Below are 26,402 nucleotides of genomic sequence, written 5' to 3'. Positions count from 1 at the left end.
GGGATCATAAAAAAGCCACTATAAATTATTAGTGGCTAATAAGATATGATGATTATCGCTTGCTACTGAAAGACTCTAGCTTCCATATCATTTTTAAATAGCATAATAAGATAATAACTGAATAGCCAAACATCATCCAATTAGCAATCGTATCTTCACTCTGTTTTGTTGTTAAGTAAATACCATATGCACCAACAATATAACAATAAACGATTAAAAATCGTCGTATATATATTAGTGTGCTAGTTGGTCTAAAGATTGATGAGTACTGGTTTTTAACTTTAAAATAAACAATAATCCCAAATATAGTTAGGACAAAATAAATCGCATATGGGATCACTGAAGAGGCTCTCCACTTGTGCTGTATTTTTGTTCATTGCCTTTATCATCTGTACATTTGTAATATACTGAATTTTCGCTGTCGCCTGCAACAACAATATAAAGCTGACAGTCTTCAACAATATCTTTAACGTTAGATACTTTCTCTGGTTCAGTAACAACCATAATGACATCGTTTGATTTTTTATCTAGAAAAAATGCTTTCTCAATGTCATCTTTTACTTTAAATAAGTTTATTGTGTCACTTACTAATTCAATACTTAGTAACTTTTTTTTCATTTGCCTATAAGCTTTTTCTAGATCTTGTTGAGCGTGTTTTTTTAGAAAAAGTGGTTTCTCTACTTCACCAAACTCATTCAATTTCGGCACTAATTTTAATTTCGCACGAATAGATATTCCCACATCAACAAGATCATAAACTAAATTTCCAACTTCTTGACTAAAACCGAGCGCTTTAGCTGTTGCTTTATAGCCTTCTCGCAATGGCCCTTGCACGTCACTATGACCTTCATAAAGACCAAGAGCACCTTCATAAATCCCATTTGCACCATGAGCGATTAGTGGTGCGCCAATAAAACACCCTAGACCAGTCGAACACAGTGCGCCACCAGCCCAAATCATACCTACCCCACCAAAAATTGAGAGCCCGTTAATAATCCAATCTTTAGATTGTTCAAGCAAACTTTTCTCTTCTTTTTTCAGTTCTGCTGAGCCTTGCTCATAGCTTTTTTGTCCTGATTCAACCTGATTAACAATCATGTAAGCAAACGCTTCAATTTGGCTTCTAAAGGCATCTTTAATATCAGGGTAGTACAAATGCTTCTCGCATAACTCATCAGCGCAATCAATTAAGTGCTGAGCATCAATATGGATCCGGTTATCTTTTTCTTTTTGTTCAGCATAAGCTGGTTGGCTTGAAACATAACTGTTACTTGACTGTGCTGTTTGTTGTCGCTGATATTGATTTTCCGATGACACAGGGCTAAATGCTCTGCTCATTGCGGGTTTCTCACCAGCAATAACGACATTTGAGCCATATGAACAACCACATTGAACGATAGAACCATCAACCGCTTGAGGCTTGCCGTGATTCATAAAAGCAGTTTGGCCTGTAACAACCACACCTGTTTGTTTGCACTTAGGGCAAGTTGTGGTCTGATCCCCAACTCGCAATGCGGCTTTCTGATTTTGTCCGCATGTAACGCGGTCAATACTTGAAATACAGGTGGCTCCCGTTGTGGTTTTATCACCATCAAGCGCCATAGCTTTGCCAAAAATAACCGCTCTCATTTCGATTACATCCTTGTTTATATAAGTAAATTATTAGGGCAACATTTTTAAACACTTAAACTAAATTAACAAAACGTTAATAACACAAATTTGTGTTAGTTTGAGCTCCATCACAGAAACAAGCAATTACTCACTGAAAACAAGTATATTAGATAGTTAATTTTAGAATCATACCACTACAAAAATATGCATTTATGCTAACTTCTCACTTAATTGAATATGCATTTTTGCATACAATGGTTCCAAGTTAACAAATGGAGGAGCGGTGAAGCAGAGTGAATTTTTAAAGTGGCTAAGAGCACAGAGTGTAAAGACAGAAAATGGAAAAAGCATTTAAAACTCTACTATAACGGACGAATTAGCCACCTCCTAAGCTTTAAGATGGGTGCTGCAACAACTTTCCTCCAAATCATCGATCAATTCAAAAGCATCATCTATTTCTTTGATATTTAAAGATACATTTTGATACCTGTATTCCTTTCGCTTAAATTGAGCAAAGAAAATAGGATTATCATTTGTACTTCTTGCAGCATCCAGAGCAACCATAGTGACTTCTTGGCAGTATGGCTCTCTTCTAGCTATCTCTGCTAATTTAAATAAATAAGGTTTATATTTACTCCATTTCTCATCTAAACTTTGTACGTCAATAGCATATTCATCAATAGGGGAAATTGAATATTTATACCTTTGTTTTGTAGGATATAAATCTTCTATTAGTTGATACGTCAACTCATATGAATTGGCTTTCAATTGCATTTGGAAATATTTAATACCTCTTCCTTGAAGGGTTTCCATAATCAACTGTATATTTTTCTTTTTCATTCGCAAACCAAAATAAATAGACCTTACAGCTCTGAAATCATAATACTGTTTACCTTCATTTGGTGTGATAATTCTAATTTCTTGCTCATAGTTCCACCTCTTAGATTTTACACTTGTTAATTTTTGAATAACTTTATTTTTCGCATCCGATGTAAATATATCGTCAACATTTATTATCGGTGGTGTATTCTGGTATATAACATCAAAAATAGAATATTGAGCACCTCCAAATTCACACAATTTATTTAAATCATATTCAATACAAAAGCCATTATGGCTATTAGCATAATGCGCCCATAATAATTCATCAGTAACAATTTTACTCAAAGAATAAATTCCAGCCTTATCTTTAATAGCAATTAAATCTCTAAATGCCTCTTTTACTAAATCAAGTGAAACTAAGGAGGTTTGTTTTGTATTACCAAGCACATTATTTAAAGCATCTAATTGATCAAAAATTTGATCTGTTAATACTAGACCTTCACATGGATCATTTAGGTCCTCATAAGTAGGAGACCAAAAATAATCCTGTTCTAATGAAGATAAGTCCCTTGAAAATACCTTATCATCCCCACCTCTATACTTAAATACTCTCATACCAAATTCCCCTAGGGCGATATTATTATGTTATAAATTATCAGTAGATAATATAGGCTATTTTGATAATTCGTTTTGATAACTTTTTGATAACCGTTTCAAATGCGACAATAAAAAACGGGAACTATTAAGTTCCCGCTATTAATTACACAATATAATTAATTACATAATAATAAATTACATGTGTTTGATGATTGCGTCACCGAACTCACTGCATTTCAGCAGTTTAGCGCCATCCATCAGACGTTCGAAGTCATACGTTACAGTCTTCGCTTCGATTGCGCCTTCCATACCTTTAACGATTAGGTCAGCTGCTTCAGTCCAACCCATATGGCGCAACATCATTTCAGCAGACAGAATGATTGAACCTGGGTTTACTTTATCTTGACCTGCATATTTTGGTGCAGTTCCGTGAGTTGCTTCGAATAGTGCGCACTCTGAACCAATATTCGCACCTGGTGCGATACCAATACCACCAACTTGTGCCGCTAGTGCATCAGAAATATAGTCACCATTTAGATTCATACACGCGATAACATCATACTCCGCTGGGCGCAGTAAGATTTGTTGTAAGAATGCATCGGCAATAACATCTTTAACAATAATATCTTTGCCAGTTTTTGGATTCTTAATTTTAACCCATGGGCCGCCATCTAGTAGTTCACCACCAAACTCTTCTAGAGCAAGCTGATAGCCCCAATCTTTGAAAGCACCTTCAGTAAACTTCATAATGTTACCTTTGTGAACCAGAGTTACTGAATCACGGCCATTATCGATAGCATACTCAATTGCTGCGCGAACCAAACGTTTTGTCCCTTCTTCTGAGCAAGGTTTAATACCAATACCGCAGTTTTCTGGGAAACGAATTTTGGTAACACCCATTTCATTTTTTAAGAAATTGATGACTTTGTCTGCTTCAGTACTGCCCGCTTTCCACTCGATTCCTGCATAGATATCTTCAGAGTTTTCACGGAAGATCACCATATCAGTCAGCTCAGGTTGTTTAACTGGGCTTGGTGTACCTTTGTAGTAACGAACAGGACGTAAACAGATGTAGAGATCAAGTTGTTGACGCAGTGCAACGTTCAAAGAACGAATACCACCACCAACTGGGGTTGTCAGAGGGCCTTTAATTGAAACACGGTAATCACGGATTAAATCGAGAGTTTCTTGCGGTAACCAAACATCTTTACCATAAATTTGAGTAGATTTTTCGCCGGTATAGATTTCCATCCAGGAAATTTTGCGCTCGCCGTTATAGGCTTTTTTAACTGCCGCATCAACCACTTTCAGCATTGCTGGTGTTACGTCAACACCAATCCCATCACCTTCGATATACGGAATAACAGGGTTGTTCGGAACATTCAGTTTGCCTTTGGCATCAATGGTAATCTTAGCGCCTTCTGCCGGAACTACTACTTTGCTTTCCATTAACCTCTCCTTTCACTTGCGCATTTGCTTGTTAATTTTTTGTAAGAGACCTGTCAATACTACTTCAATCTTTCTCTAACGCCAATGGTTAGTCGCTCTAGGTTTAATGTCGATCGCATTAAACGTACTAATCAAATGCCATCACGTCGAGTGCATTCAAAATAATAAACCTTAAAATCAGTTAGTTAAGATTAAAACTCTGTCGTACTCCATATAAAACAGTGATCAGCAAAAAATCCTCATGATTGAAAAATCAAAAAATTTCGCAAAACTATTCGTAGTTTAGCTGGAAAAATATTCTTAAAAATTCGATTTGCTCACATAAACATTGTTAATTACTTAATTTATAATATAAATTATATCCACTTTATGAAAATAAAGTACTTAATGTTCTTAATGTTTTTTATTCATTTAGTAACTATCAGCTTTAGCCTATTTTTAAATTAGATAATTAATATATAAGATTACTAGAATTTCACTTTGTTAACTTAACCGTGATTAAAATCATTATTATTAAAGAAATAAACACAATGCGTATAGTATATTTAATACTGTTAATAAAATAATCAGATATACATTACTTCCACCTAACTGTGACAAAAATATCAATCTAGAACCAACTAATTCAAGAAGATGTCATATAATGTGACATGGTGTTGAATTAATCATTTTATGGGGCTTAACAATCGACTTAAGCTCCGTAATATCACCGATATCCTACCCTACCCTTGAATAAAAGACATATGTCAATTTAATTAAAATTCAACTACACTATAACAACTAGGTTATTTTGCTTTGTGCATTTACTCTTACCTAGCCATCAAATTTGGAATTCAAGCTAATTACTTAAAATGAGTACTCATGTCGATAGCCAAGCGTAAAACTAAGCCACTAGCAAACAAAAAAGCAACGTCAAAGTTTGGTGCTAAATTGCCCTCAAACCGTGCTCGACAACCATTATCACCTCTCGTACGTAAAGTGATCTTATTCAATAAACCTTTTGACGTTTTACCGCAGTTTACCGATGAGCAAGGCCGAGACACCCTAAAAAAATATATTCCAATTGCTGATGTTTATGCTGCTGGCCGGTTAGATCGTGATAGCGAAGGGTTACTCATCTTGACCAATGATGGCAAATTACAAGCACGTTTGACTCAACCCCAAAAAAACACCAATAAAATCTACTATGCCCAAGTAGAAGGTATCCCCGATGAAGCCTCTCTAGCCAAATTTCGTCACGGGCTGATACTCAATGATGGCCCTACTCTCCCTGCGGGTGTCGAACTGGTTGAAGAGCCGGATTGGTTATGGCCACGAACTCCGCCGATACGCGAACGAAAAAATATTCCAACCCATTGGCTAAAGATCACATTAAAGGAGGGGAGAAACCGTCAAGTTAGGCGCATGACTGCTAATATAGGTTTTCCCACGTTACGATTGATTCGTTATCAGGTTGGTGAATATACACTCAACGATTTAGCTCCCGGAAAATGGAAGGAGATCACTCTTGTTTAGACCTCACGTGACTGTTGCAACAATTGTGCACGCCAAAGATAAGTTTTTAGTCGTAGAAGAATGGGTCAATGGTAAGCCTACATGGAATCAACCTGCTGGTCATTTAGAAGCAGATGAAAGCCTGCTTGCCGCAGCTGAACGTGAATTGTTCGAAGAAACAGGGATCCGAGGCAAACCTGAAAAGCTGATTAAAATACACCAATGGATAGCACCCGATAAAACGCCATTTATTCGCTTTTTATTCTCTTTAGAACTGCCAGAGATTTGTGAGACACACCCACAAGACAGTGATATCAGCGGCTGCCACTGGGTTACCGCACAAGATATTTTAAGTAGTGATTGCTTACGCTCGCCTCTCGTTGCACAAAGTATCCATACTTTCCTTGAAGGTGTGACTTACCCATTAGAGGTACTCAATGCCTTTGGTGAGCACTATCAGTAATGCTATATGTGCTATATGTAAAGTAAGCTGATATACGGCACTCATCAGGTCACTGGATGATTTAACAACAAGCCCCATAATATTCCCCGCTAGTGCTGGCGTAATAAGGACACAACATGGTAAAGTATGGGGCTTAATTTTTCCGCAGTGAGAGTATTCCATGTCAGATAACAGCCAAAAAAAAGTCATCGTCGGTATGTCCGGTGGTGTTGACTCCTCCGTTTCAGCTTATTTGCTCCAGCAGCAAGGGTATCAGGTTGTTGGTCTGTTCATGAAAAACTGGGAAGAAGATGACGATGAAGAATATTGCTCTGCGGCAACAGATTTAGCTGATGCACAAGCCGTTTGCGATAAATTAGGTATTGAACTTCATACTATCAATTTTGCGGCTGAATATTGGGATAATGTGTTTGAACACTTTTTATCTGAATATAAAGCAGGCCGTACACCAAACCCTGATATTCTTTGTAATAAAGAAATTAAATTTAAAGCCTTTCTTGAGTTTGCCGCTGAAGATCTTGGTGCTGATTACATCGCAACAGGCCACTATGTTCGTCGTCGTGATGTTGATGGCAAAAGCCAATTACTTCGTGGACTAGATGGCAATAAAGATCAAAGCTATTTTCTTTATACACTCAGCTATGAACAAATTGCCAAAAGTTTATTCCCTGTCGGTGAACTCGAAAAACCAGAAGTTCGACGCATTGCCGAAGAAATCGGCTTAGTCACTGCCAAGAAAAAAGACTCAACTGGCATTTGCTTTATTGGTGAACGTAAATTCCGTGATTTCCTTGGCCGCTATCTACCTGCACAGCCCGGCCCTATTGTTACTGTTGAAGGTGAAACCATCGGTCAACACGAAGGTTTGATGTATCACACATTAGGGCAACGTAAAGGTCTTGGGATTGGCGGTACAAAAGACGGATCGGATGACCCTTGGTATGTCGTCGATAAAGATGTCGAAAAAAATCAACTTATTGTTGCACAAGGGCATGAACATCCTCGTTTAATGTCAACAGGTTTGATAGCTCAGCAATTGGATTGGGTAGATAGACAACCTCTCGTACAATCTATGCGTTGTGTCGTCAAAACACGCTATCGCCAAGCTGACATTCCATGTACTGTCACCCCGCTTGATAATGGTAAAATTGAAGTCATTTTTGATTACCCAGTTGCCGCGGTGACGCCTGGGCAATCCGCAGTCTTTTACCTTGATGAAGTTTGCCTTGGCGGCGGCATCATTGAATCTCGTATTCAGGAGTAATTGTGGCTAAAAATTATCGCGATATCACTCTTGCGCTCGCAGGCATCTGCCAAGCAAGTTATATGGTACAACAACTTGCTCAAGAAGGTATTTGCAATGACCATGACGCTGAAGTCATGGTCAGCAGTTTAACCAATATGAATCCCTCTTCAACGCTTGATGTCTATGGCAATAACCCTGCTAATCTTAAAACAGGGCTTGGCGCACTACTCGGCATGCTATCAGGCGGTAATAATGGCGGTGGTCTATCCGCTGAAATGACACGATATATGCTAAGCATTATGGTGTTAGAACGTCGATTGAATAAACAACAACAGGCAATGGATCAGCTAGGACAGCGCATCGATCAATTTGAGCGCCAAGCCAGCTATTTTGAACCTATGTCTGAAGGTGTATTTAATGCGCTAGCAGGGATTTATGTCGATGTCGTTAGCCCGCTAGGTCCTCGTATTCAAGTAACGGGTTCTCCTGATATTTTAAAGAACTCACTGGTACAGGCAAAAGTTAGAACTCTCTTGCTATCTGGTATTCGCAGTGCGGTCCTATGGCAGCAAGTGGGTGGAAGCCGTTTACAATTAATGTTTTCTCGAAGCCGTCTGAGTAATCAGGCGAAAGAAATTCTGTCTCACCTTTAAAATCTGGAGTTGCTACCAATGGAATTATCCTCACTGACCGCTGTATCCCCGATTGACGGCCGTTACGGTGATAAAGTCAGCGCATTACGCACTATTTTTAGTGAGTTCGGCTTGCTGAAATTTCGCGTACAGGTTGAAGTTCGCTGGCTACAAAAACTGGCGGCAACCGCTCAAATCAAAGAAGTTCCATCATTTGACGCTGACGCAAACGCTTACCTTGATGAAATTGTGGCAAACTTCTGTGAAAAAGACGCGATGCGTATCAAAGAAATTGAGCGCACAACCAATCATGACGTTAAAGCTGTTGAGTATTTTTTAAAAGAAAAAGTAGCCCAAGTTCCAGCCTTACATGCCGTCTCTGAATTTATCCATTTCGCCTGTACTTCTGAAGATATCAATAACCTTTCCCATGCCCTGATGTTGAAAACAGCGCGAGAAGAAGTGTTATTGCCACAATGGCGTCAAATGATCGATAAAGTGACAACAATGGCTCACGAGTATCGTTCACTGCCACTGCTTTCACGCACTCACGGTCAACCAGCAACGCCATCAACCATTGGTAAAGAATTTGCTAACGTTGCTTACCGTATGGAGCGCCAATATCGCCAGTTAGAACAAATTGAGATTTTAGGTAAAATTAATGGTGCTGTAGGTAACTACAATGCACATATTGCAGCATACCCAGAAGTTAACTGGCATGAATTCAGTGAAACATTCGTGACTTCATTAGGTATCACTTGGAACCCGTTCACAACACAAATTGAACCGCATGACTACATTGCTGAACTGTTCGATTGTGTTGCACGCTTCAACACTATCTTATTAGATTTTGACCGTGATATTTGGGGCTATGTTGCACTCAATCACTTCAAACAAAAAACGATTGCAGGTGAAATTGGTTCTTCAACCATGCCTCATAAAGTCAACCCTATTGATTTTGAAAACTCAGAAGGTAACTTGGGTCTTGCCAATGCTGTACTTGCCCATTTAGCCAGTAAACTACCAGTCTCTCGTTGGCAGCGTGACCTTACTGATTCAACAGTACTGCGTAACCTTGGTGTCGGTCTTGGCTATTCATTGATCGCCTATCAATCAACGCTAAAAGGTTTGAACAAATTAGAAGTGAATGAACAGCATCTATTGGATGAGTTAGATCAAAACTGGGAAGTTCTTGCTGAGCCAATTCAAACGGTGATGCGTCGTTATGGTATTGAAAAGCCATACGAAAAGCTGAAGGAGTTAACCCGAGGTAAACGTGTCACTGCTGAAGGAATGAAACAGTTTATCGATGGGCTTGAGCTACCAGAGGACGAAAAAGTACGTTTGAAAGCGATGACACCGGCAAATTATATTGGTTACGCGGTATCTTTTATTGATGAATTAAAATAACTGACATCGTATACACTTAATATAATTCAAGCTGTAGTTAGGCTAACTGCTCACTAAAAGCATAGACATAGCCAGAAGCATAAATAGTTATGTGGCTGATGCAAGAGCTGACGCAGCACACTTAAACCAAGGTGTGCTGCAATTTGACGTATCGCAGGTAGACAATTTCTACCGGCCACCTTCTCTTTTAGCGTATCTATTTTTCTTTTGTTTGCCCTAGGTTTACTTAATCTCTTGTTATGAAGCACTTATCTTTTTACCATAGTGGTACCTAATGCGACTGCTCTACAATTATAGGGTGATCTTTTCTTCTTAATGTGAGGTTTTAGATGCGTATTCTTATCGTTGAAGACAATGCCCTGCTGCGTCACCATTTAACTGTCCAGCTTAAAGAACTGGGTCATCAAGTGGATTCAGCTGAAGATGCTAAAGAAGCTGATTACTTTCTACGTGAAAGCTGCCCTGATATTGCAATGGTTGATCTTGGTTTGCCTGATGAAGATGGTTTATCGATGATCCAGCGCTGGCGTAGTGCTCAAGTGAATATCCCTATTTTAGTGTTGACTGCACGTGAAAGCTGGCAAGAAAAAGTTCAAGTCCTTAATAGCGGCGCTGATGATTATGTGACAAAGCCATTCCACCTTGAAGAGTTAGTTGCTCGTATGCAAGCCTTAATGCGTAGAAATAGCGGACTGGCTTCTCAGGTACTCGAACTTGATGGCTTTGTCATTGACCTATCAAGGAAAGAATTTACTGTCAATGGTGAACCCGTCAAACTCACTGCGTTTGAATATACCATCGTAGAAACCTTGCTACGGAATAATAGCAAAGTGGTGAGTAAAGACTCGTTAATGCGCCAGCTGTACCCTGACGCTGAATTACGTGAAAGTCACACTATTGATGTCTTAATGGGGCGTTTACGCAAAAAAATACAGCAGTTTCACGCTAAAGATGTCATAGTTACGGTTCGTGGACAAGGTTATCGTTTTGATGTGAACGGCTAATTATGTGGCTAAAAAAATTTAAGTTTAAGCCTTTATCACTGAGGGCGCGCTTCTTGTGTGCCACCTCAGCGGTGATCCTAGCTTTAACGTTATCTTATGGTATCGTTGCAATATTAGGTTATTTAATTAGTTTCGATAAAACGACTTATACGCTCCTGCGTAGCCAGAGCAACCTTATCTACAGCCTAGCTCAATGGCAAAATGATAAAATTGCTATTCGTGTGCCCCCTAATTTCACACTCAATAATCCTTCTTTAATCATTATTTATAATGAAAATGGCCAAGTTCTCTGGCGACAACGTGAAGTCCCTGCGGTTGAAAACCTGATCCGCCGCGATTGGCTAAAAAAAGAAGGGTTATACGAAATTGATACTGATATCGGCGAAACGCGTCAATTATTGCAGGACAATCCTGAGTTCAATAGCAAGCTAGATGATATGAATAATGATGATGAGCCACTAACGCACTCAGTATCAGTCAATCAATATGAACGTTCAGAAAACCTTCCTCCACTCACTATCGTGGTCGTGGATACGCTACCACAAGATCTGCAAAAAACCGGTTTAGTTTGGGAATGGTTTGGTTATGTGTTACTTGCAAACCTAATATTAGTGATCCCTTTGCTCTGGCTCGCTGCTTATTGGAGTTTGAGGCCGATTAAATCGCTAGTTTCGCAAATCAGTAGCCTTGAGAAAGGCGAACGTGAGATGATGGATGAAAACCCCCCTTATGAATTACGAGGGTTAGTTCGCAATTTAAATAATTTGCTCACTAATGAACGTAAGCGCTATAGTAAATATCGCACCACACTTTCTGACTTAACGCACAGTTTAAAAACCCCACTCGCTGTCCTACAGTCAACGCTACGTTCTCTTCGTACAGGCAAACAAATGACGATTGAGCAAGCCGAGCCTATCATGCTTGAGCAGATAGGTCGTATTTCTCAGCAGGTTGGCTATTATTTGCATCGGGCTTCCGCTCAAGGTGACAAAAACCTGATGCTACGTGAAATTTCGTCAGTTCCCTCTTTGTTAGATAGCCTAGCCAGTGCACTACATAAAGTGTATCAGCACAAAGGGGTTTCTATTACCGTTGATATCTCACCTGAAGTCACTTGGCTAGGCCAGCCCAATGATTTTATGGAAGTAATGGGCAATATTATGGAAAATGCCTGTAAATATTGCCTTGAGTTTGTTGAAGTCAAAGCTATTGTGGGTAACGATAGCCTAACGATCACCGTGGATGATGATGGCCCCGGCGTCCCCGAAAATCAGCGTAATCTTATATTTGTCCGAGGGCAACGTGTCGATACATTGAGGCCAGGGCAAGGCCTTGGATTATCTATTGCAGTAGAAATTATTGACCAATACGACGGAGAGATCAATATCAGTGATAGCTCACTCGGAGGTGCTAAAGTTGAGGTCATTTTCCGTAGGCAAAGCATTCATCAAGACAGTTAATCTGTGATCATAAGTCTGGTTTATCGCCTGCTCTAGCCTGAAATTCAGGTATACTATGTCAATAATATAACAACTCAGGACAATAAGATGGACTATAAACTGAATCTTGACTGGCAGAGTTTTCTGGACAGTCATTGGCAGAAACGCCCTTTACTCATCAAAAATGGTTTTACACGTTTTATTGATCCTATCTCGCCGGATGAACTTGCGGGACTGGCAATGGAAGATGAAGTCGATAGCCGCCTTGTCAGCCATAAAGACGGCTTATGGCAAGTAGCGCATGGCCCATTCGAAAGCTACGACCACTTAGGAGAAGAAAACTGGTCTGTGTTGGTACAGGCTGTTGACCATTGGCATCATCCAAGTGCTGCATTAATGAAACCTTTTCGAGTGTTATCTGACTGGCGAATGGATGACTTAATGATCTCCTATTCGGTACCGGGCGGTGGTGTAGGTCCTCATTTAGACCAATATGACGTCTTTATTATTCAAGGTGAAGGCCGTCGTCGTTGGCGTGTTGGTGAAAAAGTCCCGATGAAGCAACATTGCCCTCATCCTGATCTGCTTCAAGTTCAACCTTTTGATGCGATTATTGATGAAGAAATGGAGCCCGGCGATATTCTTTATATTCCACCGGGGTTCCCACACGAAGGTTATGCGATTGAGCCATCACTCAACTACTCAGTTGGCTTCCGTGCGCCTAATACCCGCGAGTTAATGAGCAGCTTTGCTGATTATCTGATTTCAAATGATCTTGGTAGCTATCGTTATAGTGATCCTGACTTATCATTTAGAGACAATCCAGCTGAAATATTGCAAGGCGAACAAATAAAATTGCGTGAGATGATGGAGTCTCTGATCAGTGATCCTGAATTGTTCCGCAAATGGTTTGGCGAATTTATCTCACAATCACGTCATGAGTTAGACTTAGCTCCTCCTGAGCCACCTTATGAACAAGATGAAGTGTATAACTTACTCAAAGAACAGCAAGAAACACTGTACAAACTCAATGGGTTAAGAGCACTGCGTGTTGGTGATCAATTTTTTATCAATGGTGAATGTTTAGAAACCATCTGCTATGAAGCTGCTGATAGCTTATGCCGTTATGATTCAGTGGATGCTCAACGATTAGGTGATGCTATTGATGATGTCAACTTTATTGCGTTAATCACGGCATTGATTAATAGTGGTTATTGGTATTTTGACGATTAGTTGATCAGTTTATCCTCTAAATAATTTAAGATGCTGCTAAGCGACAACTAAATGAGTCGCTTAGCAGCATAGAAAGGCTGCAACTGGCTCAAATGAGGCAACGGCTCATTACCTCAGCCCCTGCAACTTGCAATATAACGAATAGCTCCCTCGCTTATTGTTTTATCCTCTAAGGATAATCACTCATTATTTTTTGCATTTTCTGCTGTTAACTCAGCAATACGCATGATCACACTAACCGCCTGTTCCATTCCCTCTAATGTTATAAACTCATGTTTACTATGAAAATTATAACCACCAGTGAAAATATTTGGGCACGGTAATCCACGGTAAGATAATTGTGCACCATCTGTACCACCACGTATTGGTTTAACGATGGGTTCAATACCACACTCTTTCATTGCCTGATGAGCGATTTTAATCACATGTGGGTGCTTCATCACCTCTTTATGCATATTGTAATAAGTATCATCAATTGTCAGTTCGATATAACAACTAGGGTGTAAGCCTTGTCCTACTTTTTCTGCAATACGAATGATATTTTTCTTACGAGCCTCAAACCGTTGGCTGTCGAAATCGCGAATAATGTAATTCATTTCCGCTTTTTCCACTGTACCTTTCATGGAATTAAGATGATAAAAGCCTTCGTAGCCGTCAGTGTGCTCAGGTGTTTCATCTTTAGGTAATTCTGCATGAATACGGTTCGCCAACGCTAATGCGTTCACCATCACACCTTTAGCTGTTCCCGGATGCACATTGTTACCCACAATTTTTATGGCCACATTGGCTGCATTGAAGTTTTCGTACTCTAATTCTCCAACACCACCACCATCAACAGTGTATGCCCAACGTGCATCAAATATATTCAAGTCGACATAACGTGCACCCCGCCCGATTTCTTCATCTGGGGTAAAAGCCAGACAAAGTTTACCATGAGGGATTTTGTTAGCTTTTAGACGTACAAATGCAGTAATGATCTCCGCAATACCGGCTTTATCATCAGCACCCAGTAATGTTTTACCATCGGTCATGATCAGTGTTTTACCAATCATTTCATGTAACACGGGAAACATCACTGGTGATAGCACTTCATCACCAATACCTAATGCAATATCACCACCACGATAATTTTCTAAAATTTGAGGGGCAACATTTTTACCTGAAAAATCAGGAGAAGTATCAAGATGAGAAATGAAACCTATCGTTGGTACATCCCAATCAACATTGGAAGGTATACATGCGGTGACACAGCCTTGCTCTGAAAGCGCGACATCATCGAAACCTAATTCCTTCAATTCTTTCACCAAGGCTCTAGCAAACTTCAATTGCCCTGTACTACTTGGTATTACTTTTGCGTTTAGTTTTGATTGTGTATCAAAAGCTGTATAGTCAAAGAACCGTTCTAAGAGTTTGTCCATACATCATCCCCTTAATATTAATGTCCCTATTATGAGAAAGAATGTATGAACAATTGTTGTTTCAAATCAGCTTTGAGGCTAATCACTGAGTATTTTGCGACTTATTAATGCATCAAACTCTCTCAATGCTTGAATTTTCTTTATTAATAAGATTAATTGACCTCAGATACCCATCGTGCTTGTTTAACATCAACGGCGTTAGGAATGAGCCCTATTTTTGTGAATATATCCGCAATTTTTTGTTGTCCTACCAATGTCTCATCATCCATACGCTTAAATCCATACTGTGCACGTTGTAATGCTTTTAACCATATCGCTTTATCTAGACCCGTTGATACCGCTAATATTTCCGCTGTTTCTTGTGGATGCGTATTCGCCCATTCACTTTGCTTGACGAGCTGCTCAATGATGACTTCTGCATACTTAGGGCTTTTTTCAGCGAAATGACGGCTAGCGAGGAAGAATGTGTAATGAGGAACTAAATTTTCACCGTTAACAATTTGGTGTACCGGCAAATTAGTTTCCACTTCTGCCAAAAAAGGATCCCAAATCGCCCATGCATCGACAACCCCTTTTTCAAAGGCTGCTCTCGCATCTGACGGTGGTAAATAAACAGGGGTAATATCCCTATAGTTAAGCCCTGCATGTTGTAATGCAGCCACCAGCAAATAATTCACATCAGAGCCTTTATTTAATGCAACTCGCTTCCCTTTTAAATCATTGATCGATTTTATTGATGAATCATTAGGTACGATTATTGCTTCTGATTTTGGATTAGCAGGGGAATGACCTAAGTAAACAAAATCAGCTTGTGCCGCTTGAGCAAATATTGGTGGCGCATCCCCTGTCGCCGCTAAATCAATACTCCCAACGTTCAATCCTTCCAACATTTGTGGACCAGCAGGAAACTCAATCCAACGAATATTGACATCATGTTTTTTAAATTCGTTTTCTAATGTGCCTCGATATTTTAATAATGCAAAAATATTCGCCTTTTGATAGCCAATATTAATCGTTTTTACTTCCCCAAAAGAAAAACTGGAGTAGATGGAAACCACTAATAATGAGGCAAATAACATTAGTTTTTTCACAATAAAGCTCCTAATAAAATAAGTTAGCTCAAATAGTTTCTAGCCGTCATACTTCAGGCGCAGTTCTTGGACTAAGAAATAAAATGTCATCTTGTGTGCTTATTCATGGGTCATTTAAATGTGCAGCAAATCACTTACTATCTAGCTAGCGCTTACCTGCTTTGGCCTTAAATCATTTGCGATCGTTTCGCCAAATGGCCCAGTATTGAAACCTGATCTCGGCAATGAGACCCCTTTTTGTTCTCCCAATAAAGGCATGACTAACTCTGCAAAACGATGTGCTTCCTCTAAATGTGGGTAGCCCGAAAAAATAAACTTGCTAATGCCTAATGCCTGATATTCTCTGATCCGCTCTGCAACTTGTTCAGGAGAACCCACTAAAGCGGTCCCTGCGCCACCACGAACTAAACCAATACCTGCCCACAAATTAGGCGCAATAAATAAATTATCTTTAGAGCCATTATGAAGTGCTTGCATGCGAGCCTGACCCGCAGAATCCATACGAGCAAAAATGGACTGAGCTTGGGCAATTGTTTCATCATCAAGATGCGAAATCAGTTTATTCGCTGCATCGATCGCTTCTTGTTCGGTTTCACGAACAATGACATGTAAACGAATACCAAACTCCAAGTGATTTCCCCTTTCATCAGCAAGTTGCTGTACGGCTGCAATTTTTTCAGCCACATCAGCAACGGGCTCTCCCCACGTCAAATAGGCATCTATGTGCTTGGCTGCAACCGTTAAAGCAGCAGGAGATGAACCGCCAAAATACAGGGGTGGTCCAAATGGTTGTACTGGCGGAAACAGTAATCCTGCATTTTCAACATGAATATGTTTTCCCTGATAATTTACCTGCTGTTCGCCACGGATCAGGCGTTTGTATACTTCTAAAAATTCCTCTGTGACTTCATAGCGTTCTGAATGTTCGAGGAATATTCCATCACCTTTGTTTTCTGTTGGATCACCACCAGTGACAACATTCACTAATAACCGCCCATCAGATAGCCTATCCAAGGTAGATGCCATTCGAGCAGCAAGTGATGGGGGTTGCAGCCCTGGCCTAACTGCCACTAAAAAGCGTAATTGCTTAGTTACCGAAACTAATGCTGCTGCTATTAACCATGAGTCTTCACAGCTTTTTCCTGTTGGGATCAAAACACCATGAAAACCTAGACTGTCCGCCGCAATAGCAATTTGCTGTAAATAAGGCAATGTTACTGAACGTCCACCTTTTTGCGTCCCTAAATAGCGCCCTTCTCCATGCGTTGGTAAAAACCAAAATAACTGTAAATCTTGCTGTTTTGTCATATAGATTCCTATTTATTCAATAATTACCGGAGCTTGAACGTCATAATGTTCAAATTCAGTGAGTGCATTCAATACTTTCGCTTCGAGCGCGCCCAAACGAGGGTTAGTCAAGGCTCTGGGATACTCTTCATTAACCTGTAAATCGAAATACACCCCGCCATCCTTTAACATCAACACCCGTTCAGAGGTAAATACCGCCTCGTGCACATCATGTGTCACAAGCACAATAGTAAATTGGTGCTGTTGCCATAACTTAATAATCAGTTGCTGCATTTCGATGCGAGTCAATGCATCAAGTGCTCCTAACGGCTCATCGAGTAATAACAAGCGTGGCTGGTGGATCAGGGCTCTTGCTAATGCGACTCGCTGTTTCTGCCCCCCTGATAACGTGGCTGGCCATTCGTTGGCTTTATCAGCTAACCCGACCGCATCCAAAGCCTCTAACGCCTGATTAGTCCACTTTCCTGTTAATCCTAGCCCAACGTTATCAATGACTTTTTTCCATGGCAGTAATCGTGGCTCTTGAAACATCATGCGTGTATTACGGTAAAAATCGCTTAGCGATAGCTTTTCAGCTGTGATTTCCCCTGATGTTGGTAAATCGAGATTAGCAATTAACCGTAATAAGGAACTTTTGCCACAACCACTGTGCCCAACAATGGTGACAAACTGCCCTGAAGGAATAGTCAGGCTAAGTGATTTGAGTACTTCATTTGACCCAAACCGATGAGTGAGACGATTAATATTTACAGTGATCCCTGCATTTACGTCAGTTGTCATGATGCAGTGACCTCTTTTTTCTGCCAAGCGGGATGCCAACGCAGTAGGACAACCTCTAATAAATAAGTTAGCCAATCTGCCGTTTTACCGAGTAAGGCATAGACAATAATGGTGAATACCACGATATCGGTTCTCAGGAACTCGCGCGCATTCATGGCTAAATAACCAATCCCTGCATTTGCAGAAATTGTTTCAGCGACAATCAGTGTCAACCACATCAACCCAAGTGAGAAACGAATACCGACTAATATTGATGGTAATGCACCAGGAAAAATAACGTGATGAAATAGTTGGTACCCACTTAATCCGTAACTTCTCGCCATTTCAATCAAACCGCGATCAAGATGTTTTATGCCATGTAATGTATTTAGATAGATAGGAAAAAAAGTCCCTAATGCAACAAGAAATATTTTTGCTCGCTCATCAATACCAAACCATAAAATAACCAGCGGGATAAGTGCCAAATGTGGAATATTGCGGATCATCTGTATTGAGCTATCTAATAAGGTTTCACCCAAACGCGATAATCCTGTAATCAACCCTAAAATAAGCCCTATTGTTCCGCCTATTATAAAACCTATCGAGGCACGCAAAGTACTGACAGCCATATTTGTCCATAACTCACCACTTTTTATTAATCCCCAACCTGCATGCATTACCTGCAAGGGTTCTGGTAATATCCGATTTGATAGCCAACCTGTACTCACAGAAAATTGCCAAATTACCAGTAAACCGAGTGGTACTAACCAACTCAAAATTATATTACGTTGATAATTCATTTTTATCCTCTCAATTCAATAATCGAGTGTGGCTTAGCTTTTATTGTAAAGTTTTCAACTTGAATTTTATTTTTATACAGTGATTGATAAAAATTATGTAAGTTATTATTTATACGTTCGATAACTTCATTAGAAAATATATATTTCTTATTAATCTCTGAATAGTGAGACTGATTATCACTGATATATATACCACTAATAATTTCCTCTGTTTTTAGCGTCACTAATAAAGGTTTCAGCGCATAATCTAAAGCTAATCGGTGACATTCACTACCACCAGACATAATAGGTAATACGGTTTTATTGGCAAATGCACCTTGTGGCAATAAATCAATCACCGATTTTAATACACCACTGTAAGATGATTGATAAACGGGTGAAGCAATAATAATACCATCTGCTTGTTTAACTCTTTGAATAAATGCTTGTATCTGAGAGTGCTGATATTCTGCTTTCACTAATACATTTGCATCGAATTCACTCACACTCACCCGATAGATTTCCCAATCATATTGACTTAACCATTGCTGTGCATAATCGAGTAAGGCAGATGAACGCGATCGCAACGTTGGGCTACCTGAAATAATCAGAATTTTCATATCAATCTCGCTATAAATAACTAATCATCATTAATATTTAGCGAGTTAGCCAATGAGAAAGAAATAATTATTTGTTATTAGCCAGACACTAATTTGTATAAGAATTTTTTCCTCTATAATAGAACAAAATATAAAACCTTTTAAACCAAAGAGATTAATATTAATCTATAAAGGAAAAACTTTTAATATAGCACTAACATTCATTAAATTTATATTAAAGTAAATACTCTCTATTTTATTAGTCATTTGTTTAATTTATTACTCATTGCTTTTTTAACCATAAATGAGTTTACACTAATGACATTTTATCTGTATTGGTGTGTACAAGTCGGCAACTTAACGTATGAACAGCATGCCACTAAAAATCAACAGGTTATAGCTTCTATTCAGGTATACTGCCGCTTCAATTAATTCAACGTAAAATAATTAAAATAGCAGAGAAAAATAATGGCAAAGAACTTTTTAGTTTATGGCGTTAGTAAAGGGCTCGGTAAGGCTCTGGTAGAAGGCATACCGAGTAAACAAGATACTCTCTATGGGGTATCACGCTCATGCCCTCCATTTGTTAGTGATCGTTTTCACTGGATCCAAACTGATTTGTCCGAAGCAAGCTCCGCAGAAGTGGTTAAACGGAGCTTGCAAGACGTGCCCATCGATTGCTTGATCTACAACGTTGGCATCTGGGAAAAACATGCGTTTAGCGACGAATATCACTTTGAAACGACAACAGATACTGAAATATTGACGATGATCCAAACCAATATCAGTGCTTGTATATTGCATCTAAAAGCGATGCTACCGAATCTGCGTCGAGGAACCAATAGTAAAATCATTTTAATCGGCTCGACGTGGGGGCTAGATAACCATAATGGCCATGAAGTTGCATTTTCTGCCTCTAAATATGCTTTACGCGGTATTGCGCAATCACTTCGAGAGACTTTACGTCAAGATCAAATAGGTATTTCAGTGCTGAACTTAGGTTATTTAGCCACTGAATACCCATTATCTGTGCCTGTAGATGAGGTTATTTCACATACAGAAGGTTCGTTGATCCCACTACAAGATGTATTAAATGCGGTCAAATTTATTTTAAGTACCAGCCATGCAAGCTGTGTCAAAGAGATCACCATGCCCGCAATGCTGGATAAAAATGTGTAATATACTCGTCATACTTCAAGATGCAGGGTTGTTGACTGCATCTCAAATAATTTAGAGTATAACCCACATCTAATGGCTATCACTCGTCATACTCAGCTCGGTAATTAAGTGGTTGATATAATCAACCACGACTTTACTGGCGAGGCCATAGTGTTTTTCATCAAACTCACTTTCTACCTGACTCGGCTCTAAGTTTAATTCAACCGTATGAGCACCGTTGAGTTTCGCCTCATGCACAAAACCTGCCGCAGGATAAACGTGTCCAGAGGTTCCAATCGCAATAAAAATCGTGGCGCCTTCTATCGCCTGATAAATTTGATCCATACCGATTGGCATTTCACCAAACCAAACAATATGTGGTCTTAGCGGCTGAGGAAATTGACAACAATGACAGCGTTCCGTTACTGATAAGTCACCTTTCCATTCCACAACCTGATTAGACCAACTACAGCGTACTTTTAATAGTTCACCATGCATATGAATAATACGCTTACTACCCGCTCGTTCGTGTAAGTTATCTATATTTTGAGTGACAAGTAAGAAATTATCTCCCAACAAGTCTTCTAATTGTGCTAAGGCATAATGTGCAGAGTTAGGCTTAATACTGTCTTGCTGTAGCTGACGACGGCGCTCATTGTAAAAGCTTTGCACTAATTGAGGATCTCGAGCAAACCCCTCTGGTGTTGCAACATCTTCAACACGGTGTTCTTCCCATAAACCATCAGTGGAACGAAATGTTTTGATCCCTGATTCTGCGGAAATTCCAGCTCCTGTTAATACAACCACTTTCACATTTTTCATATTAAACATTCTATTTTCACTGTAAAAAGAACGGTTGCGAAATCTTTGACGGCGTAATGTTTTAATTTTTTTAAATTTCTTTAATCTATGACGAAATCGCAACATCGATACACTTCCTTTATGCCAAAAACCTTTTAAAAATACCTGCTTATACTCCAAACAATTCAAGATGCAGCTAGGCGATAAATGAATAAGTCGCTGAGAGCTGAGATAGCTATGTGACGAGTGCAAATAGATGTCGTCAACAACGCTGCAACCTGAAGTATGATGAATATATAACGCTAATTGGAATGTTAACATAACACAACCAATAACATTAAAATTTGTGAGGAAGTAGACTTAACAAATATTTCACACAACTCCGACAAAAATATACTCTTAATTATCGAAGTTCGAATAAAGACAAGCTAAAATAGCACTAACCCACACTGTCTGATTAATACATCTAAAAGGTTTGTATGGAAAAATTCTTTGAAAGAGCCATGTATGCATCACGTTGGTTACTTGCTCCTATCTATTTTGGCCTTTCTTTAACGTTACTTGCCCTGTCAATCAAGTTCTTCCAAGAGCTTTGGCATGTGCTCCCCAATATTTTTTCGATCCCAGAAGCAGATTTGATACTGATTTTATTGTCACTGATAGATATGGCACTCGTCGGTGGCTTACTCGTCATGGTGATGTTCTCAGGCTATGAAAACTTTGTTTCTCAGCTTAATATCCCCGATAGCAGCGAAAAGTTAGGTTGGTTAGGTAAAATGGATGCAACATCGTTAAAAAATAAAGTTGCAGCGTCTATCGTCGCCATTTCGTCAATCCATCTATTGAAAATATTCATGAATTCACAAAATGTCCCTGACAATAAATTAATGTGGTATGTGATCATTCACTTAACCTTTGTTTTGTCAGCATTTGTGATGGGTTATTTAGATCAATCTATCATGAAAAAAACCAAATAATCATACTCGCTTGGTCGCGAAATTGACGTAACCAAGCGAGGTTAACGCACTTAAACACCTACATTACCCCCTCTTTTAAGCGAAAATGCTCCCTAAATAATTCAAGGTACAATGAGGCCAAAGCGCTAGGAACATTGACGACACTCCGACCGGTGTGGATAAACCTAGCCAACATGCCATAAATAGCCGCTAATTCACTGAGCACTAGGATAAGCCATGAGTAATCATTTCGTTGGCAAATATGAAGCAGAAATCAAATTTAAGTTATTAAACCATCAGCAATTTTTGCAACAGATTATGGCTGATGGTGCAGAAATCTTTACTGAAAATAATACTGAGACAGACTATTTTTTTGATAATCCAAACACCCCTCTAGCTCAGCAAGGTATCAGTATGTCAGTTCGTGAAATGTCGCCATCAGGGATCAAACTCTGGATAGTCAAAGGCCCTGCGACATCTGAGTGTAAAGCCATTGATATTGACGATTGCAATCATGTTAAGAGCATGCTTACCACTTTAGGTTATCAATGTCATCTCACCACAACGAAAACACGCAGTATTTACTTTCTAGGTGAAGCGCATATTACTATTGACCATTTAGCGGATATTGGTTGGTTTGCTGAATTCGCCATCATGACTGATGAAAAATCGCAATTACCTGAATTGAAGCAGCAAATGATGTTGCTCGCCAGACAATATGGTTTTACTGAAACATTAATTGAAAGGCGCAGCTATAAGCAAATCCACCAAGCTCATCAGAATGCAAAATAAAAGAAAGAGGCTGAGTGGGTTTTAGCCGCTCAGCCAATGATAGATTATTGACCGCTTAAAATACGTGCTGGATCTAACTTACTGGCACGACGCGCCGGATACCAGCTAGCAATTAGACTCAATATAACAGTAGTGAGCAGAACATAAACCACATCTAATGGATGTAATTGCGACGGTAGAAAATCAATAAAATAAACATCACCCGATAAAATAGGATGACCAATTACATATTCCAGCCCTTTGAGCATGGTGGTTAAATTGAGTGAAACAACCACTCCAAGTACTGCTCCAATTAATGACCCCACCAAACCGCTCAACAAACCATACCAGAGAAAAATCGCACGAATTTGCCGATCTTTTGCGCCCAAAGTACGCAATACCGCAATATCGTTACTTTTATCTTTCACGGCCATCACTAATGTCGAAACAATATTAAAACAAGCGACACCGATGACGAGGATCATGGCGAGATACATGATACTGCGAACCATTTGAATATCGCTATACATGTAGCCATAATCACCAATCCAACTTTTCACGACCACATGATGCATCGTTTTCAGGCCTGCATCATACACCACCTTATCGGCTTCAAAGGGATTATCGGCTTTGATTTCAAATCCTGTAATGCCATCACCATAATCTAAATATTGCTGTGCATCGGCAAGCGGGATCAGCGCCAATTGATGATCTAATAAGCCACTTAGGCGGAAAATACCCGTTACTTGAACACGGATCCGCTTGGGTTGCTGTATTTTCATACTCGGGTCGGTATTTGGGATCATGATAGTAACCCAATCCCCCACTTTCACATTTAATGAATTTGCGACCCCTTGGCCTAAGATAATTGATTGTTTACCTGCTTTAAAATCCTTCCATGCATCATCAAGCACAAATTTAGGTAATGCACTCACATCCGATTCGGTTTCAGGAGAAACCCCCATCACTTGAATCGCTTTAAGATTTGCACCACGCTCCAGTAAGCCAGTAAAACCAACATAAGGGCTAACAGCTTTCACCCCAGGGGTATTACTAATCACCTTCTCTGCATACTGCCAGTCTTGATAAGGTGCTTTCACTGCATATATTTGCCCATGAGGAACCACTGATAACACGCGGTTTTCTAGCTCACGTTCAAAACCATTCATTGCACTTAAGCCGATAATCAATACCGCAACACCCAGTACAATACCCAATGTCGATACGATAGAAACCAGTGAAACCATACCTGTACGGCGGCGTCCTCGGCTAAAACGTATCGCGGTCAGTAGAGTTAAAGGCAATCCTGACATTACACTGCCCCTAGTGTGATATCTGACTGTAAGTGGCCATCTCGCATTTCAAGTTGCCGTGACAAGCGATGCGCTAATTTCATGTCATGAGTGACCACAAGAAATGCCGTGCCTTGGGTCTTATTCAATTCGCCTAACAACTCAAAAATGGCATCTGCATTGCGCAAATCAAGGTTACCTGTTGGTTCATCAGCCATTACCAACGCAGGTTCATTCACCAGTGCACGTGCAATCGCCACACGCTGACGTTCACCACCAGAAAGTTCTGAAGGACGATGACCTGAACGATGTGCTAGCCCAACCGCATCCAACATTTTAGTTGCTCGATTAAATGCATCCGTTTTATTGATACCACCAATCAGCAATGGCATAGCGACATTTTCCAGAGCGGTAAAATCAGGCAGCAAATGGTGAAATTGATAAATAAAACCGAGATCTTTATTACGAATAGCGGCACGCTGATCAGATGATAAACGGTTGATATGTTGACCACGGAAGATTACTTCGCCCTCAGAAGGGGTATCAAGCCCTCCTAACAAATGAAGTAAAGTACTTTTGCCGGAGCCTGAACTTCCGACAATGGCCATCATTTCACCTTCATTAATCGAAAAGCAGACATCGTTTAACACTTGCGTCGATAACGCCCCTTCTTGATAGACCTTACTCAAATGTTCACAGACAAGAAGTGGTTGTTTATTCATAACGTAATGCCTCAGCAGGTTGCACAGCCGCAGCACGCCAAGAAGGATACAGCGTTGCCAGCAGCGAAATTAGCATTGCGGATATCGCAATAATCAAAATACCTGAAAAATCAAGTTGAATAGGCAATTGAACCCCTTTTGGTAATAATCCGAATAGCGGCATCAAAAAGTTCAATTGACTGGATAGCAAGATACCGAGCAATGCACCAACCAGTGAGCCAATCACCCCAGCCCCCGCACCTTGGATCATAAAGATCGCTAAAATACGCCCTCGTTTAAGACCTAAAGTCTTTAAAATGGCGACTTCAGCTTGTTTTTCCATAACTAGCAGTGATAACGAAGTGATGATGTTAAAAGCGGCAACGGCAATAATCAGACTTAATAATAGCCCCATCATGTTTTTTTCCATTTTAACGGCTTGGAAAAATTCCCCTTTACGCTCACGCCAATCAGTCCACACCAAACCTTCAGGTAATGTTTGTTGGCTTAAAACATCGACTTTCAAAGGTTGATCTAAAAACAACCGCCAGCCAGTGATATCCCCTTGTGGATAGCGCATCATTCTTGCGGCATCATTTTGTGCCACAATCAATTCACTTGAATCCGCTTCACCATTAGTCTGGAACAACCCTGCAACGGTAAATAACCGCTGACTAGGAATGCGTCCCATCGGGGTCAACTGACTAACACCCGGTATGATTAGGCGTACTTCATCACCGCGTTTTAATCCTAAATTTTCAGCGAGTTTTTGGCCTAAAAAAACACGATATTGACCCGCCACCAAATCTGCACGCTGGCCATTAACCAAGTTGTCCAAAAGTGGTGATCGCTCATCTGAGGTAATACCCACCATCATACCTACGCCAACATTCGAACGGCTTTGCAGCACAACATCTGATTGCACTATTGGGGCGATATGATTAACCCCTTCGAGATGCTGAAGATCTGTAACGGGGTATTTTTTGGGATCGATATGCCCTGACGCCGACGTTAAAACCGCCTGCGGCATATAAGCAAGTATGCTATCTTGTAGCGAACGTTCGAATCCATTCATGACAGAGGTCACAGTGATCAATGCTGCAACCCCTAACGTGATACCTATCGCTGATAAACTGGATACAAAACGGCCGAATTTATCGGCTGCTCGTCCACGCATATAACGTAGACCTATAAATATTGAGACAGATTGAGACATGAAAACTGTAACGCCCCTGTTGCCAAAGCGAAGTGTTCAGGGATAATAAAGGGTACGAATGATGAATGGAACCACCCGGCCCCGGTTTTGTGGTTTTTTTTCTTATTGGCATGGCCTGTTTGTCTTACTTTCAGACAATTTACGGGGTAAAAC

The 26,402-nt window shown here is 40.0% G+C and carries 24 protein-coding genes; 11 read left to right on the top strand and 13 right to left on the bottom strand.

Going from position 1 to position 26,402, the window contains the following annotated elements; translation table 11 throughout:
* Positions 1-336: 336 nt before the first annotated feature.
* The 3 genes from M1E96_RS08785 to icd all read right to left on the bottom strand — a co-directional run bounded on the left by M1E96_RS08785 (position 337) and on the right by icd (position 4,479).
* Entirely contained in the window at positions 337-1,629 is a 1,293-nt protein-coding gene (locus M1E96_RS08785; RefSeq protein WP_369427496.1) for a DUF4225 domain-containing protein, read from the bottom strand.
* 369 nt (positions 1,630-1,998) lie between these two features.
* Positions 1,999-3,048 (bottom strand): DUF2971 domain-containing protein, encoded by a 1,050-nt coding sequence (locus M1E96_RS08780; protein ID WP_369427495.1) that lies wholly within the window; start codon positions 3,046-3,048, stop codon positions 1,999-2,001.
* Between the two features lie 177 nt (positions 3,049-3,225).
* On the bottom strand, positions 3,226-4,479 hold the full coding sequence (gene icd / locus M1E96_RS08775) for an NADP-dependent isocitrate dehydrogenase (protein WP_070927078.1): 1,254 nt from the start codon (positions 4,477-4,479) through the stop codon (positions 3,226-3,228).
* Between the two features lie 861 nt (positions 4,480-5,340).
* Here icd and rluE point away from each other — a divergent pair.
* The 8 genes from rluE (at position 5,341) to M1E96_RS08735 (ending at position 13,400) form a co-directional block, all read left to right on the top strand.
* Positions 5,341-5,994 (top strand): 23S rRNA pseudouridine(2457) synthase RluE, encoded by a 654-nt coding sequence (gene rluE, locus M1E96_RS08770; protein WP_070927081.1) that lies wholly within the window; start codon positions 5,341-5,343, stop codon positions 5,992-5,994.
* Positions 5,987-6,436: an NUDIX domain-containing protein gene (locus M1E96_RS08765; protein WP_070927082.1), complete on the top strand. Its 450-nt coding sequence runs from the start codon at positions 5,987-5,989 to the stop codon at positions 6,434-6,436. The genes rluE and M1E96_RS08765 overlap by 8 nt, the downstream gene beginning before the upstream one ends.
* A gap of 160 nt (positions 6,437-6,596) precedes the next feature.
* A complete protein-coding gene (gene mnmA / locus M1E96_RS08760; RefSeq protein WP_070927085.1) occupies positions 6,597-7,700 on the top strand; it encodes a tRNA 2-thiouridine(34) synthase MnmA in 1,104 nt (367 codons plus the stop codon).
* Positions 7,701-7,702: 2 nt separating this feature from the next.
* Positions 7,703-8,335: a high frequency lysogenization protein HflD gene (gene hflD, locus M1E96_RS08755; RefSeq protein ID WP_070927087.1), complete on the top strand. Its 633-nt coding sequence runs from the start codon at positions 7,703-7,705 to the stop codon at positions 8,333-8,335.
* Positions 8,336-8,353: 18 nt separating this feature from the next.
* A complete protein-coding gene (gene purB / locus M1E96_RS08750; protein WP_070927089.1) occupies positions 8,354-9,724 on the top strand; it encodes an adenylosuccinate lyase in 1,371 nt (456 codons plus the stop codon).
* A gap of 329 nt (positions 9,725-10,053) precedes the next feature.
* Complete coding sequence (phoP, locus tag M1E96_RS08745) at positions 10,054-10,728, top strand: two-component system response regulator PhoP (RefSeq protein WP_070927091.1); 675 nt, start codon at positions 10,054-10,056, stop codon at positions 10,726-10,728.
* A gap of 2 nt (positions 10,729-10,730) precedes the next feature.
* Positions 10,731-12,188, top strand: coding sequence for a two-component system sensor histidine kinase PhoQ (gene phoQ, locus M1E96_RS08740; RefSeq protein ID WP_272580039.1), 1,458 nt, complete (start codon positions 10,731-10,733; stop codon positions 12,186-12,188).
* Positions 12,189-12,275: 87 nt separating this feature from the next.
* Positions 12,276-13,400, top strand: coding sequence for a cupin domain-containing protein (locus tag M1E96_RS08735; protein ID WP_140178383.1), 1,125 nt, complete (start codon positions 12,276-12,278; stop codon positions 13,398-13,400).
* Positions 13,401-13,579: 179 nt separating this feature from the next.
* Here the strand turns inward: M1E96_RS08735 and pepT are convergent, their stop codons facing one another.
* From pepT to ssuE, 6 genes are all read right to left on the bottom strand, one after another.
* A complete protein-coding gene (gene pepT, locus M1E96_RS08730; RefSeq protein ID WP_272580038.1) occupies positions 13,580-14,818 on the bottom strand; it encodes a peptidase T in 1,239 nt (412 codons plus the stop codon).
* Positions 14,819-14,970: 152 nt separating this feature from the next.
* Positions 14,971-15,897: a sulfonate ABC transporter substrate-binding protein gene (locus M1E96_RS08725; protein ID WP_272580114.1), complete on the bottom strand. Its 927-nt coding sequence runs from the start codon at positions 15,895-15,897 to the stop codon at positions 14,971-14,973.
* A 153-nt stretch (positions 15,898-16,050) separates the two neighbouring features.
* Positions 16,051-17,217, bottom strand: coding sequence for an FMNH2-dependent alkanesulfonate monooxygenase (gene ssuD, locus M1E96_RS08720; protein WP_319066493.1), 1,167 nt, complete (start codon positions 17,215-17,217; stop codon positions 16,051-16,053).
* A gap of 12 nt (positions 17,218-17,229) precedes the next feature.
* Entirely contained in the window at positions 17,230-18,000 is a 771-nt protein-coding gene (locus M1E96_RS08715) for an ATP-binding cassette domain-containing protein (protein ID WP_337979963.1), read from the bottom strand.
* Complete coding sequence (gene ssuC, locus M1E96_RS08710; RefSeq protein WP_319066497.1) at positions 17,994-18,776, bottom strand: aliphatic sulfonate ABC transporter permease SsuC; 783 nt, start codon at positions 18,774-18,776, stop codon at positions 17,994-17,996. Before ssuC ends, M1E96_RS08715 begins: the two co-directional genes overlap by 7 nt.
* A gap of 2 nt (positions 18,777-18,778) precedes the next feature.
* Positions 18,779-19,375 (bottom strand): NADPH-dependent FMN reductase, encoded by a 597-nt coding sequence (gene ssuE / locus M1E96_RS08705; protein ID WP_319066499.1) that lies wholly within the window; start codon positions 19,373-19,375, stop codon positions 18,779-18,781.
* Positions 19,376-19,822: 447 nt separating this feature from the next.
* Between ssuE and M1E96_RS08700 the strand changes: the two genes are divergently transcribed.
* Positions 19,823-20,533 (top strand): SDR family oxidoreductase, encoded by a 711-nt coding sequence (locus M1E96_RS08700; protein ID WP_272580035.1) that lies wholly within the window; start codon positions 19,823-19,825, stop codon positions 20,531-20,533.
* Positions 20,534-20,602: 69 nt separating this feature from the next.
* Here M1E96_RS08700 and cobB read toward each other — a convergent pair whose 3' ends face one another.
* Positions 20,603-21,436 (bottom strand): Sir2 family NAD+-dependent deacetylase, encoded by an 834-nt coding sequence (cobB, locus tag M1E96_RS08695; RefSeq protein ID WP_140186042.1) that lies wholly within the window; start codon positions 21,434-21,436, stop codon positions 20,603-20,605.
* Between the two features lie 356 nt (positions 21,437-21,792).
* Between cobB and M1E96_RS08690 the strand changes: the two genes are divergently transcribed.
* Positions 21,793-22,290 (top strand): TIGR00645 family protein, encoded by a 498-nt coding sequence (locus M1E96_RS08690; RefSeq protein ID WP_070927107.1) that lies wholly within the window; start codon positions 21,793-21,795, stop codon positions 22,288-22,290.
* A 216-nt stretch (positions 22,291-22,506) separates the two neighbouring features.
* Complete coding sequence (locus M1E96_RS08685; protein ID WP_272580034.1) at positions 22,507-23,061, top strand: class IV adenylate cyclase; 555 nt, start codon at positions 22,507-22,509, stop codon at positions 23,059-23,061.
* Positions 23,062-23,105: 44 nt separating this feature from the next.
* On the opposite strand, the gene lolE is transcribed toward M1E96_RS08685, so the two are convergent.
* The 3 genes from lolE to lolC are packed head-to-tail and all read right to left on the bottom strand — an operon-like array spanning position 23,106 to position 26,249.
* The gene (lolE, locus tag M1E96_RS08680; RefSeq protein WP_369427494.1) at positions 23,106-24,353 is read right to left on the bottom strand and encodes a lipoprotein-releasing ABC transporter permease subunit LolE; all 1,248 of its coding nucleotides are present in this window, start codon (positions 24,351-24,353) and stop codon (positions 23,106-23,108) included.
* A complete protein-coding gene (lolD, locus tag M1E96_RS08675; RefSeq protein WP_070927110.1) occupies positions 24,353-25,054 on the bottom strand; it encodes a lipoprotein-releasing ABC transporter ATP-binding protein LolD in 702 nt (233 codons plus the stop codon). Before lolD ends, lolE begins: the two co-directional genes overlap by 1 nt.
* Positions 25,047-26,249: a lipoprotein-releasing ABC transporter permease subunit LolC gene (gene lolC / locus M1E96_RS08670; protein ID WP_369427493.1), complete on the bottom strand. Its 1,203-nt coding sequence runs from the start codon at positions 26,247-26,249 to the stop codon at positions 25,047-25,049. The genes lolD and lolC overlap by 8 nt, the downstream gene beginning before the upstream one ends.
* Between the last annotated feature and the right edge of the window lie 153 nt (positions 26,250-26,402).

It is taken from the genome of Providencia sp. PROV236 (assembly GCF_033676985.1).
Taxonomy (GTDB): domain Bacteria; phylum Pseudomonadota; class Gammaproteobacteria; order Enterobacterales; family Enterobacteriaceae; genus Providencia; species Providencia manganoxydans.
Note: the sequence above shows the minus strand (reverse complement) of the source record. Positions and strands in the feature narration are given on the sequence as shown.